Annotated in this window: 9 protein-coding genes; 5 read left to right on the forward strand and 4 right to left on the reverse strand. The window is 62.9% G+C overall.

The window, feature by feature from the left end; all coding sequences use genetic code 11:
• Positions 1-14: 14 nt before the first annotated feature.
• On the reverse strand, positions 15-1,742 hold the full coding sequence (locus Q9246_RS22875) for a sensor domain-containing diguanylate cyclase (RefSeq protein ID WP_306393315.1): 1,728 nt from the start codon (positions 1,740-1,742) through the stop codon (positions 15-17).
• Between the two features lie 277 nt (positions 1,743-2,019).
• Here Q9246_RS22875 and Q9246_RS22880 point away from each other — a divergent pair, with 277 nt between their 5' ends.
• Positions 2,020-3,450 (forward strand): carboxylesterase/lipase family protein, encoded by a 1,431-nt coding sequence (locus Q9246_RS22880; protein WP_306393317.1) that lies wholly within the window; start codon positions 2,020-2,022, stop codon positions 3,448-3,450.
• 23 nt (positions 3,451-3,473) lie between these two features.
• On the opposite strand, the gene Q9246_RS22885 is transcribed toward Q9246_RS22880, so the two are convergent.
• Entirely contained in the window at positions 3,474-3,872 is a 399-nt protein-coding gene (locus Q9246_RS22885) for a hypothetical protein (protein ID WP_306393319.1), read from the reverse strand.
• 186 nt (positions 3,873-4,058) lie between these two features.
• Between Q9246_RS22885 and Q9246_RS22890 the strand changes: the two genes are divergently transcribed.
• Positions 4,059-7,043, forward strand: coding sequence for a sensor histidine kinase (locus Q9246_RS22890; RefSeq protein WP_306393320.1), 2,985 nt, complete (start codon positions 4,059-4,061; stop codon positions 7,041-7,043).
• On the opposite strand, the gene Q9246_RS22895 is transcribed toward Q9246_RS22890, so the two are convergent.
• Complete coding sequence (locus Q9246_RS22895) at positions 7,040-8,176, reverse strand: Fic family protein (RefSeq protein WP_306398243.1); 1,137 nt, start codon at positions 8,174-8,176, stop codon at positions 7,040-7,042. The two genes, Q9246_RS22890 and Q9246_RS22895, sit on opposite strands and share 4 nt — an antisense overlap.
• A gap of 292 nt (positions 8,177-8,468) precedes the next feature.
• Between Q9246_RS22895 and Q9246_RS22900 the strand changes: the two genes are divergently transcribed.
• Entirely contained in the window at positions 8,469-10,205 is a 1,737-nt protein-coding gene (locus Q9246_RS22900) for a class I SAM-dependent methyltransferase (protein WP_306393322.1), read from the forward strand.
• Positions 10,206-10,480: 275 nt separating this feature from the next.
• Here Q9246_RS22900 and imuA read toward each other — a convergent pair whose 3' ends face one another.
• Positions 10,481-11,176 (reverse strand): translesion DNA synthesis-associated protein ImuA, encoded by a 696-nt coding sequence (gene imuA / locus Q9246_RS22905; protein ID WP_306398244.1) that lies wholly within the window; start codon positions 11,174-11,176, stop codon positions 10,481-10,483.
• Between the two features lie 171 nt (positions 11,177-11,347).
• Here imuA and Q9246_RS22910 point away from each other — a divergent pair, with 171 nt between their 5' ends.
• A complete protein-coding gene (locus Q9246_RS22910; protein ID WP_306393323.1) occupies positions 11,348-11,515 on the forward strand; it encodes a hypothetical protein in 168 nt (55 codons plus the stop codon).
• Positions 11,516-11,728: 213 nt separating this feature from the next.
• On the forward strand, positions 11,729-12,328 hold the full coding sequence (locus Q9246_RS22915) for a PEP-CTERM sorting domain-containing protein (protein WP_306393325.1): 600 nt from the start codon (positions 11,729-11,731) through the stop codon (positions 12,326-12,328).
• The last annotated feature ends 455 nt before the right edge of the window (positions 12,329-12,783 follow it).

Below are 12,783 nucleotides of genomic sequence, written 5' to 3' on the forward strand. Positions count from 1 at the left end.
ACAGGAACGGTGGTTCAGGAAGCGGTGCCGGTTGCGGACGCATGCCAGGCCGGCACCGCGGCCAGCCTGACGGCATTCTTGCCGCCACGCTTGGCGGCGTACATGGCATGGTCGGCGCGCGCCAGCCAGGCGTCCAGGTCGGGCTGGTCGCCCGGCGCGAACAACGCCACGCCGATGCTGGCGCCGACCGTGACGACGGTACTGCGCAGCGTATAGGGCTCGCGCACGCAGGCGAGCAGCTTGCGCGCGGTGTCCTCGGCGTCGCCCGCACTTGCCAGCATCTCCAGCACCACCACGAACTCGTCGCCGGCCAGCCGCGCCACCATATCGGTCTTGCGCACGCAGCTCGCCAGGCGCGCACCGAACTGGCGCAGCAATTCGTCGCCCTCTTCGTGGCCATGGCTGTCGTTGACCGCCTTGAAGCCGTCCATGTCGATAAACAGCAGCGCTGCCGGCATATTGCTGCGGCCGACACGGCCCATGGCTTCGGGCAAGGTCTCCATCAGCGCACGCCGGTTCGGCAAGCCGGTCAGCACGTCGCGCAGCAGCAGCGCATTGAGTTCGGCGGTGCGTTCGGCCACCGCCGACTCGAGGTGTTCGTTCATCTGCAGCAGCGCACGCCGATAGCGCGCCTCGCTGTCGACCAGGTCGCGCATCGTGCTCGACAGCACGTTCGCTTCATGGAAGCCATGGATTTGCGGAATCGACGGCAAATCCTTTTCCCTGGCCGTGGCTTCGGTCACGCGCTCGATGGCCTGCCCCAGCTGGGTCATCGGCTGCGCCAGGCGCCGCGCCAGCAGCGCGGCGACGATCGTCAGCACACCGCCCAGCAGCACGCTCCAGCCCAGCATCCGGCGTTTCAGCTCGGTGGCGCCCTGCAAGGCTTTTTCTTCATCCTGGCGCACCAGGACCGACCAGCGCAGCGTCGCCGCATTGCCGGCCTGGCCGGTCTGGCTGAAGCCGGTGAGATAGGCACGACCGCCGGGCCATTCCTCGCGCAATGCGCCGGTGTCGCCGAGCCGCGCGCGGCGCAGGCTGTCGGTGTCGATCTTCTGCTCGACCAGCTCCTGCGGACCGAGCAGGACAGTGCCGTCGTCGCGGACCACGAGGATCTCGGCACCGTATTCGCGCAGCGCCGGCGTCAGCAGCATGCGCGCCTGGCGCCGCGCCCATTCCCAGCTCAGGTGCAGGCCCAGCACGGCGAACAGTTCGCCCTGCTGGTTGAACACGGGCGTCGACACGTCGACGAAGCGCCAGGGGTCGGCGCGCTGGGGCATCAGCTTCTCGAGCAGCAGTGCCGGGTGGTAATCGGTGGCGCGCACGCCGTCCAGGCCGACCTGGAACCAGGGACGGACGCTGACGTCATTCCCTTCCAGCAGGCCCATGGTGGAAGCAACCACCCTGCCCCGGGTATCGGCCAGGCCGATCCAGGCATAATCGGGGAAGGTCTGCTGCAGGGTTTCGAGCGCCGCGCGTGCGGTGGCCGGGTCGGATGCCTGGCGCACCGATGGCAGGGCGGCCAGCAGGCGCGCGTCGCCGGTGGCCTGTTCCACCACGCGGTTGAGCGCGTCGCGCATCTGCCACGACAGCTGCTGCAACCGCAGTTCGGCCTCAACATTGGCCTGGCGCACGGCAAAATGGTTCACGACGGCCAGTTGCAAGGCGACGGTGAGGGCGACCGCAATGCAGACGGCAAGCGTCATCAACGTCGACAGGCGAAATTTGCAGAGCAGTCCTTGCATGGAATTGTTCAGAAAATTAATTGCCGGTCATGATACTCCCGAAACCCGTGGTCATATCGATCAGCAAAAAAGTGCATCAAAGAAATCTTGATAGCGACGCTTATTTTGGACAGAATGCAACACTCTAGCGCAAGCCAGACACCTTGTCGTATTTCTTTTAGCAAAAAATTGTATCGATTGGCTACAACCGTAGTATATCCATTCCGGTAAAATCGGAAATCGAAATAAGACATTTCTCAATGTCACATATATGACCCACCATCGACAGGAGACTCTGATGCCATATTCCCGTTTTCTTGCTGTGCTATTCGCCACATCTACCCTGGTATTGCCGCCCGCCCTGGCGGCAGCCGCCGGCCCGTTGGCGACAATCGACAGTGGGAAAGTGGAGGGCAAGGTCGACGGAGGCATCGCAAGCTGGAAGGGCATCCCGTTCGCCGCCCCGCCGGTGGGCGCCCTGCGCTGGCGTGCGCCGCAAGCCGTGGCGCTTTGGAGCGGCGTGCGCCAGGCCACGGCCTACGCACCTGACTGCATGCAACTGCCCTTCCCCAGCGACGCTGCGCCGCTCGGCACCCAGCCCGACGAAGACTGCTTGTACCTGAATGTCTGGAAGCCGGCCGACGCTGGCGCCAGGCTCCCGGTGCTGGTCTGGATCTATGGTGGCGGCTTCGTCAATGGCGGTTCGTCGCCGCCGACCTATTCCGGCGCCGAACTGGCGAAACAGGGCGTGGTCGTCATCAGTTTCAATTACCGGATCGGCCGCTTCGGCTTCTTCGCCCATCCGCAACTGACGCGCGAAGCCGGCGCCGGCGAGCCGCTCGGCAATTACGGATTCATGGACCAGGTCGCGGCGCTGCAGTGGATCAAGCGCAATGCCGCGGCCTTCGGCGGCGATCCGGCCAACGTCACCATTACCGGCGAATCGGCTGGCGGCATGTCGGTCAATGCCCTCTTGACCTCACCCATGAGCGCGGGCCTGTTCGCGAAAGCGGTCGTCATGTCGGGCGGCGACGGCGGCACCGCGCCGACGTCGCTGGCGGACGTCGAGAAAATCGGCCAGGCCTTCGCGACCGGCAAGGGCATTGCCCACGACGATCCCCAGGCGCTCGACAAGCTGCGCGCACTGCCGGCCGAACAGGTGGTGGACGGCATGAACCTGGCCACCTTCAGGCAGCCGGCGGCGGCCGCGACCTACCACGGGCCTTTCGTCGACGGCAAGGTGGCGATCGACTCCGGCGCCGCGTTCGGCGCCGGCCGCATGCACCGGGTGCCGGTGATGATCGGCGCCACCAGCGCCGACATCGGCGGCAACACCGGGTATATGGTCGCCGGCGCGCGCAGCCTGGCGGCGACCCTGGCCGACCATGGCGTGCCGGTGTATGCCTATCGCTTTTCGTACGTGGCCGATTCGATCGCCAAGCCGGGCGCCGGCGCGGGGCATGCGACCGACATCCCCTATTTCTTCGATACGGTGGCGGTCAAGTATGGCGCGGCGGCGAGCGCCAGGGACGTCGCCATGGGCAAGGCGATGGCGACGTATATGGTGAACTTCGCCAAGCGCGGCGATCCGAATGGCGCGGGACTGCCGGCGTGGCCGCGTTATGCGCGCTCGACTGACCAGCTCATGGATTTTGCGGCTGGCGGCAAGCCGGTGGCGCTAAAGGATCCGTGGGGCACCGAGATCGACGCCGCACAAAAGGCGCGCTGAGGCGCCTTGGCCGATGCGTGGAACTAGAAGGCGATCGGCGTCGCGCCCATCGCCTTCAGCCGGCCAGTGACCGATGCATTGCGCAACTCCCCGACGCCTTGCCAGATGACCAACAGGCCGAGGCCGAAGAAGGGGATCAGCGGCACACCGAGCAGGCACAGGATTGCGCCGACCACCGGGCGCGCGTTGTAGCAATAGATTTTGCCGTCAGGCGTCTGTATTCCGCACACCAGCCTGCCCTGCATGAACAATTTGGTCGTGCCGTTCTGGTTCAGGGCCCGCGACATGAAGTTATCCAGCGAACTTGGCACCGCGATCTTTTGCAGGATCCGGTCGCCAATTTCCACGACCGTGTACGTGGTCAGCTTGTTCTGGATGGTGGCATTGCCCAGCAACGTCAGGTTGCCTTCGATGGTATTCATGTTGATCCTTTTTATGTGACGGGTCGTTCGCGTGCTCGGCTGAGTCGCTTGCGTACCCATAACGCTGCAGGCCGCCATTTTTTTCAAAAAGTAAACTTCTACAACATGTCTCTTTGGCACATAATTTGGTAACTGCAGATTTTCAGCAGGACGGTTTCGCTCTCGTTGATCGAAGGGACGCTATCGATGGTGTCGCTCACAGCCCTGCTCCGCCTGCTACCGGCCCTGATGGCCGCCGCAGCCTTTCTATGCGCACCCGCGGCCGCCCGCGGACTGAAGGACTACCAGCGTATCGCCTGGACCCAGGGACAGGGGGCGCCGAGCAATATCACGGGACTGGCCCAGACCACCGATGGCTGGCTCTGGGTCGGGAGCGACGATGGGCTGTTCCGCTTCGACGGCGTCAATTTCGAACCCTATCTGCCTGCCGGCCGGCCCGACCTCATGCACGCGCGCATCGTCGAGCTGCACGCCGCGGACAACGGCGACCTGTATGTCTCCTATTTCCCGCACGACGTGGCGGTCATCGGCCGCGACGGGCGCTTCACCGTGCTGCCGCGGCCCGAGTCGTTCCGGAAGATGCCTCCGACCGTCATGGTTCTCGACCATGACGGCAGCCTGTGGACCATCGGCCATGGCATCCACCGTTTTGCGGATGGCCGCTGGGCGACCGTCGACAACGATCCGATCTGGCTCGATGGTGGCTTGTTCAGCATGCTGCTCGACCAGGACGGTCGGCTGTGGGTCGCGGCGCCGAGCGGCGCCTGGCGGCTGGACCGCGCGCGCGGCCGTTTCGACCGGGTGTCGAACCAGGGCGGCGGCCTGGCGCTCGCGCCCAATGGCGATGTATGGGTGATCGGCCGCAATGGCGGGCCGGCAACGCGCCTTGCGCCATCCCTGTCCGGCAAGCCGAGGCCGGCGCGCGCGGGCGCCGTGGTCTCGCGCGTGGCTGGCCAGTTCGCCTCCGACGGCACGCTGTGGGCGCTTGGCTGCCCCGACACCGCTTGCCTGGTCCACGATGTCACCCAATACCCGGGCGTCATCGATCCGAGGCGCGCCGCCGATGAACGGGTAGCCAGCGATGAAGGCGCGCAAGGCAAGGAGTTCCCCGTCATCCTGGAAGACCGGGAGCGCAATCTCTGGGTGTATGCGAATGGCACCTTGAACCAGTTCCGGCCGAAGCGCTTCCTGGTGCCGGCGCCGAAACTCGACCTGACGGAGTATTTCTATACGGTGGCGCAGAGCGGCGATCGCCAGTTCTGGGTCGCCGAGAACGCGAGCGGGACGCTGTGGCGGCTGGGGGCCGACGGCGTGCCGGTTGCCGTGCCGGGTGAGCCGACATACATCATCACCAGCGGCCGCGACGGCGCGCTCATCAAGGGCAACGCGCGCACGATCACCCGCGTGCGTGGCGAGGCCGTCGAGACGATCCCGCTGCCGCCGGGGCGGGATGGCAAGCCGGTCGACCGCAAGCTGCTGGGCCTGCTCGACGATGGCAAGCGAATCTGGACCGCGGCCTTCGATACCGGCCCGATTGCCTGGGCAAATGGAAAATGGCACGCCGGCCGGCAGCTTGGCTTGCCGGACCAGATTCACTTCTCGCGCGCCGCCGGCCTCGGGCAGTTGTGGCTGGTGCGCGGGGACAATGAGCTGGTCCATTTCGACGACGGGAAGCTGACGCAGTATGGCAAGACGCAGCTGGGCGTCACGACCGGCATCTTCCACGGCGAGCCGATGGTGATCGGCGGCGCGGAAGGGCTGGCCATCCTCAAGGATGGAAAGCTGCAACGCTTGCGCAGCCGTGACCCCAATGCCTTGCGCGGCGTGTCCGGGATGGCCGTGACCGCGAATGGCGACCGCTGGCTGAACGGTGTCGGCGGCGTGGTGCATGTGACGGCGGCGGATTGGCAGCGCGTGCTGGAGCAGCCCGGCGAGCTGCTGCGCCATGAAACGTTCGGGGTGATCGATGGCTATCCGGGCCGCTCGAGCGCCGCGTGGCGCGCGCCTACGGCCTTCAGCCCCGACGGGCGCGTGGTGTGGTTCCAGGGGACCAGGGGTATCGTCGGGCTGGATAGCGCCGACTTGCGGCGCAATGCTGCAACGCCGGTGCCGGTCGTGCTGGATGTGAGTACCGAGACGTGGCGCTTCGACGCGGTCGGCAACCTGCGGTTGCCGCCGGGGTCGCAGGACTTCCGGGTGCGGTTCACCGCGCCCATGTTGCGCCAGCCCGAACGCACGCGGTTCGAGTACCGGCTCGACGGCTTCGACGCTGCCTGGCGCGACGGCGGCAATCGGCGCACGACGTCGTATACCAATGTCGCTCCGGGGAATTATGTGCTGCGCGTCCGTGCGTTCAATGAGGATGGGGTGGCGAGTGGGGAGGATGCGGCGGTGCCGATCACCATTGCGCCGACGCTGGTCCAGAGTCTGCCGTTCAAGGTGGCGATGGTCGTGCTGCTGGTCGGCCTGCTCGCCGTGCTCCATCGGCTGCGGGTGCGGTACCTGGGGCGCCGGATTCTCGAGCGCGCCGAGATCAAGCTGGCCGAGCGTGAGCGGATTGCACGGACCTTGCATGATTCGTTCTTGCAGACTGTTTATTTGCTCATTTTGCGGTTGAGGAAATTCGAAGTCAAATTGCCTGAAAACGCGGCCAGCCGCCAGGAGCTGAATACGATTCTTGGCGAGGCCCAAGGCGTGATCGATGAAGGGCGGGAGCAGGTCCATGCGCTGCGAGCCGGGACTGGTCGCACGCTGGCCGAGATCGTGCAGGAGTGCGTGAGCGGTTTACGGGCGGTGTATCCAGATGTTCGGTTCGAGATGCATGACAGGGCGAAGATGGTCGATGTCGACCAGGGGACCATCGAGGAAGCGGGCGCGATCGTTTGCGAGGCGGTTCGTAACGCATTTACCCATGCGCAGGCCCGGCACATCGTCGTGGAGACAGGGTTCGGAAAGCGGGAGCTGGTGGTGACCGTGTCCGACGATGGCCAGGGTATGGCGCCGGCGGTGCTCGAGGCCGGATATCGGGATGGGCACTGGGGCATGGTTGGCATGCAGGAGCGTGCTGCGCGGATTGGGGGGCGGGTGGAAATCAGTAGCGGTGCCGGTAAAGGCACTTCGGTCAAGCTCGCGGTTTCAGTAGACCAGGCAGAAACCGCCTCTATTAACTAAACATTGGGTGCCTGATGTCTCACCAGGTCGTAGCTGGTACTGCGCCCGCCTGCACCGGACCGCTGCAGGATACCCATTTCGACCAGCTCGTTGATGTCACGCAGCGCGGTATCTGTCGACGATTTTGCGATGGCAGCCCACTTGCCGGTGGTGAGCTTGCCCTCGGAGCCATCGAGCAGGCGGTTGATGATCTTGACTTGCCGCTCGTTGAGCCCCACGCCCGAAACCCGCTGCCAGAAATGGGCCTTTTCCAGCACGACATCGAGCGCGTGGTGGGCCAGGTCCACGGCCTCGCCTAGCGTCTGCAGAAACCACAGCAGCCATTCCGTCACATTCATGTCGGCCTTTTGCGTGCGCTCCAGGATGTCGTAGTACGCCTCGCGCTCGCGCTGGATCTGCGCCGACAGGCTGTAGAAGCGCTGCGGACTGCCATCGGCGCGCGCCAGCAGCAGATCGCCAATGGCGCGCGCGATACGGCCATTGCCATCGTCGAAGGGATGCATCGTCACAAACCAAAGATGCCCGAGTCCGGCGCGAATCAGTGCCGGCTCAGCCTGGGCTTGTGCGTTGACCCATGCGAGAAAGCGCTCCATCTCTTTAGCCAGGCGCTGCGCTGGAGGGGCTTCGTAGTGGACACGCTGTCGCCCGATGGGGCCGGACACGACTTGCATCGGACCGTAAGTATCGTCGCGCCACGTGCCGGTGCTGATCTTGCTCAGGCCAGAATAGCCAGTCGGGAAAAGTGCGGCATGCCAGCCGAACAGGCGCTCTCGCGTCAACGGCGACGAACAGTTGATGGCCGCATCGAGTACCATCTCGACAACACCTTCAACGTGCCGGTCCACTGGCGCCAACGACCCGATCTCGACACCCAGGCGTCGTGCGATGGATGAACGAACCGAGGCGACGTTCAGGTGTTCGCCTTCGATTTCGCTGGTCTTGAGCACGTCGTCAGTCAATGCGGCGAGGCTGGCCTCGTTGCGCAAACCCAGGCCGATATCGGCAAGCCTGCCGAGCAGCAGGCCCTGACGTTGACTGACCTGCGCAAGCGGCGACACAAGTGCCGCCAGGTCGTAGCGCCAGTTCGGCCAATCTGGAATCTGCCAGATATAGGGGTAATCGCCGCAGTTCATGCGGTGATTGTACGGAGTAATCGCCGCATTGCCAATGCTGGATTGAGCGCGACTGTTCACGCTGAAAATCGTTCGGCTTGTTCATTCATGAAGGCACTCTACACAAAACGTCGGCAGTTATTCATATTTGCCGACATCTTGTTCAGCATTTCTTGTTTTGGAATTCCTTGGAATGCAGACTGAAGGCATCGAATCCGTGGGACTTCTATATGGGTGCAAAGTCGATCGATTGCCCTACAGCAGCATGCTTCGGCATACAATTGTTGAGTCGACAAAACATACCGAAGATCACGTGCAGACCATTCCTCACTATGATCAGAACGCCGAGCAGCTTGTATCCCAGTACGAATCGCTGACCTTCGAGCATGTGCACCCCGCCCTGCTGAACCTACTGCCACCTCCCGGCTCGACGATTCTGGACGTCGGCGCCGGCTCCGGAAGAGATGCTGCCTGGTTTGCGGCCAAAGGATACGATGTTGTCGCCGCCGAGCCCTCGGAAGGGATGCGCACGCTGGCGCGCCAGCGCCATCCTTCACCACGCATTCACTGGGTGGCTGACAGCCTGCCGGACCTGGCCCAGGTACGCCGGCTGGGACTGACCTTCGATCTGATCCTACTCTCGGCGGTCTGGATGCACGTTCCCCCGGCTGCGCGCCAGCGTGCCCTGCGAAAGCTGGCAACGCTGCTATCGCCAAATGGACGCATCGCGATCAGCCTTCGCATCGGCCCACCCGATACCGATCGCGCCATGTACGAGGTGACGCTACCGGAGCTGACGACAATGGCCCAGCAGTTCGGCCTCAGGCTGGTACGCGCCGACGACAGCCCCGACAGGCTCGGCCGACCAGGTATTTCGTGGACGACTGCGGTTCTTGGGCTACCGGATGATGGCCTGGGCGCACTTCCGCTGCTGCGCCACTTGATCCTCACCGATGGGAAGTCATCGACCTACAAGATCGCGCTGCTGCGCATCCTCGCCAGGATCGCCGATAGCGCGGCTGGTGCGGTGCGCCATGAGTCGGAGTCCGTCGTCCTGCCAATGGGCCTGGTGGCACTGTTCTGGCTACGCATGTACAAGCCGCTCATCGAAGGCGGGCTTCCCCAGATGCCGCCCAACCGGGCTGGAAACGCTCCGGGTTTCGTGACCAACAACTTCACGGCCTTGCTTCCTATCCGGCCGGTGGACCTGCGCGCAGGGATGGCGTTCCATGATGATACGGCGCGGCACCTTCATGGCAGCCTGTGGGAGATCTCTCGCTTGATTCGCGAAATGCCGGTCAAGTACCTGCGCTGGCCGGCGAGCGACGAGAACATCTTCCATATCAGGCACCATCGCCGCACATCGACACCATCAAGCCTGAGGATCGACGACCCTTTCCTGTGGAGCTTCGGCGAGTTCCACGTTCCGCTGCAGATCTGGGAAGCGCTTAGCCACTACAGCGTGTGGGTCGAACCAGTCCTCGTTGCGGAATGGGTGCGGCTGATGGAGTCCTACGCGGGACAACTCGGTCCGGCACTGGGTTCGACCGCGTATTCGCTGCTCGCCTGGGCGGGCCCCGAACGCGATACCAGCTTCGCGCGTGCCGCAGTAGAGCGGCTTCGCAACCAGGGCAAATCGATCTACTGCGTCTGGTCCGGTCAGCGGCTGCGCGAAGACTACGACATCGACCACTGTTTTCCCTTTGCCGCCTGGCCCTGTGGGGATGCCTGGAACCTGATGCCGGCATCGCGGCGGATCAACAACGAGAAGTCGAACCGCCTGGTCACGCAAACCGCGCTGGAAGGGGCTAGCGACCGGATCACCGAGTGGTGGGAAGAGGCCTTCCTGGCGACCGGACCCGATGCGCGCCAGCGGTTCTTCCTGGAAGCCGAGCAAACCCTGCCGCTGCTGGATACCGCCGGTTCTCCTGCGGACCTGATCGATGCAATGAAGGTACAGCGCATTCGCCTGGCCAGGGAACAGGGTTTGCGTCCATGGGAGCCAACAGCGCGCCCGGAGCGGTTCGCGCCCGATCCGGAGTTCAACTGACCGAGTGCTGAGCAAGGGCTCGACATCTATCTCAGGACGGGACGAAAAAAAGCCCCAACGTCTGGGGCTCTTGTTCAGTATGCTTGGCGGAAGCGGTGAGATTCGAACTCACGAACGGGTTCCCCCGTCGGCAGTTTTCAAGACTACGGCCAAACCCTATTTGGCTCAAAGACTTATCGAACAATCGTTTCCGCAGCATGTGACTTCTACCCCATCCTAACCCATTGTTTTGTCGAGTTAGGGCCAGAGGTTGCGGAAACGATTTTCGTGGTCGATCACTGATGGAGGGCTGGCTCCGCGACACGGTGTGCGGGCGCCACTTCGTGCCGCGGCTGCATGCGGTGCGCTGGGTTAATTTGCATTGGCAGGAATAGCGGCTCGTCACGCTGCGGCCCCCGGCGTTTCACAAACCCCACCTCGAGTCCGCCGGCGCGCGGGCGCAGTGCTAGGCGCAGCGGCGCCGGCGACGGATCTTGCGCGGCGGCGAGTGGTCGAAGCATGAAAAAGAGCGTTTCGCCTTCTTGGGCGGCGAGCGTCAAGCGCCGCTGGCTCTCCGGCCGCACCTGGTTCTGCCAGAACAGCAGCGCGCCGCAGCTCCCGCTGCGCAGAACCTGCTCGGCCGCCCACAACGCATCCGCCGTGCGGTCGGCGCGCAGCCATAGCGCCGACTCGGGCGGGATGCCCATTCCGGCCAGCGCCAGTGCCTGGGGCGGGTGCGGCGGCTGCAGGAATGCGATCTGACGATCCGCCACCGCCGACAGGGCTGGCGCCAGCAGGCGCAGCTCGCCGACGCCAGGCTGCTGCGTGTGTAGGTCGGTCATCGATCCCGTTGGCCAGCCGCCGCCGGGCAGCTGATTGTCGAGCGCCGGATGGCCGGTACTCACGCAGCGCGCGAAGCTGCGCGCCAGCTGCGATGCACGCCACAGGGATGGATGCAGGTGTTCGGGATTGATCTTGGCGGCTGTGAGCATAATTGACTCGCTGAAATACTGTACGTTTATACAGTATATCACCAGTATCAGAATCACCACTGTTGTGCCAGCGCTGCACATGGATGCGGCCAGCATAGGTTTCTGCTCAACTGTAATTACTGAGCGCTATTCTGCGATACTTGCCGCATGGATCAACGAACTGACCGTCTCATGGCCGTGCAGGTCGATCTGGCCGTCAACATCGCTGCCGTTTTCGGCATGGCGGCCGGCGTGGTTTCGCTGCACGAGTGCGGCACGCCGCTGCCCGTTATCCAGCGGGTGCTGATCCAGGGCGGCCCGCGGCGCGGCTCTACTTCGGCCAAGCCCGAACAGTCTTAGCGTAGAGCGGAACACACTTCGCTCCGAAAGAACTGTCGGAAATCCTTACACTTCAGCAGCATGTGGCCCGCTGCCTGATGCCAACAGGTTGATTTCAATAGAAATTTCAACGTGGCATGTTTGTTGCTTTTTGCGAAGGACACCCACAAAAGTGCATGGCTCAACAGGGCTGCAACGGCAGCCGTGCAAATCACCTCTAAAACCTAGGATTCCATGAAATTTGCAAACACCTTTCGCACGCTGATAGCAGCGTTTGCCCTTTCCGCCGCTGCGCATGCTAGTGCAGCACCAATCTTGTTGGTTGACAGCAAAGGCATTCTCACCGGTGCAAATGGAGTTAATGTCGGTGGAAAGTTATACAACGTAACGTTTACTGACGGCACTTGCGCAGCATCGTTTAATGGCTGCATAAAGTCAGCTTTTCCCTTTAGTACTAGCGTTGAGGCTGTCAGTGCCGCTCGGGCGCTTCTCGACCAAGTTTTCATCGACACTCCGGCTGGACTATTCAATTCTAAACCCCAGCTAACATACGGCTGTACAAACATGGTTTCCTGCTTGACATATATTCCCGTTACGTTGGCGACCGATCCGAAGTTTTTTACAAGTGCCATTCTTACAAATACTGGTGGAAATGACCTTATCTCCCTAGGCGGACTTGCCATGGTATCGGACGATTTTGGCCGGGTTGCAACTCGGAATTTCGCTGTTTTTAAATTTGCTCCCGAGGCTGTAGATGTACCAGAGCCTACCTCCATCGCTCTATTGAGTATTGCGATTGCTGGGCTGGCACTGTCACGCCGCAGGAAGAATTGATTAGCTGCCCATTTCTAGCCCGGCCAAGCCTGTACGGTTTTAACGTGCCGCGCTGCGCACTCGGCGTATTGCTGTAGCAGCCCGATTGCCCAGGCCTGCCAAGCGTCGAAGTCGTCGGCGGCCGGCCGCTCGATCTGCGGGCACGGCGCCGCCAGCGCGCTATCGAGCGACGGCAATTCTATTCCTAGAGGTGATCGTGTAAGCTGAGCTGTAAAGTTCGCCTTCAGCCAACAGCGCTCCTTTGAGAAAGCCCAAACGGGCTCAGAACCAAATGTTTGCAAAATGATTATGCTAGTGACATCAATAGTCATGCTTTCCGCTGTGGCAGCAGGGTCCGTGCTAGGTTACATACTCGGGTTTTCGATTGCTTCACACAACGATATTGTCTCCGGGGTTCAGCCTAGAACGAGTAACAAAGTCATCCTATTTCTTGCCCGCCCTGCCGGCTCAAATTT

It is taken from the genome of Telluria beijingensis (assembly GCF_030770395.1).
In the GTDB taxonomy this organism is placed as follows: Bacteria; Pseudomonadota; Gammaproteobacteria; order Burkholderiales; family Burkholderiaceae_D; genus Telluria; species Telluria beijingensis.

Bases quoted from the DNA above. Each gene is read 5' to 3' on its own strand.
- Q9246_RS22910 (WP_306393323.1), top strand. From the start codon at position 11,348: ATGGCCGTGCAGGTCGATCTGGCCGTCAACATCGCTGCCGTTTTCGGC.
- Q9246_RS22880 (WP_306393317.1), top strand. From the start codon at position 2,020: ATGCCATATTCCCGTTTTCTTGCTGTGCTATTCGCCACATCTACCCTG.
- Q9246_RS22915 (WP_306393325.1), top strand. From the start codon at position 11,729: ATGAAATTTGCAAACACCTTTCGCACGCTGATAGCAGCGTTTGCCCTT.
- Q9246_RS22875 (WP_306393315.1), bottom strand. From the start codon at position 1,742: ATGCAAGGACTGCTCTGCAAATTTCGCCTGTCGACGTTGATGACGCTT.
- Q9246_RS22890 (WP_306393320.1), top strand. From the start codon at position 4,059: ATGGTGTCGCTCACAGCCCTGCTCCGCCTGCTACCGGCCCTGATGGCC.
- Q9246_RS22895 (WP_306398243.1), bottom strand. From the start codon at position 8,176: ATGAACTGCGGCGATTACCCCTATATCTGGCAGATTCCAGATTGGCCG.
- Q9246_RS22885 (WP_306393319.1), bottom strand. From the start codon at position 3,872: ATGAATACCATCGAAGGCAACCTGACGTTGCTGGGCAATGCCACCATC.
- imuA (WP_306398244.1), bottom strand. From the start codon at position 11,176: ATGCTCACAGCCGCCAAGATCAATCCCGAACACCTGCATCCATCCCTG.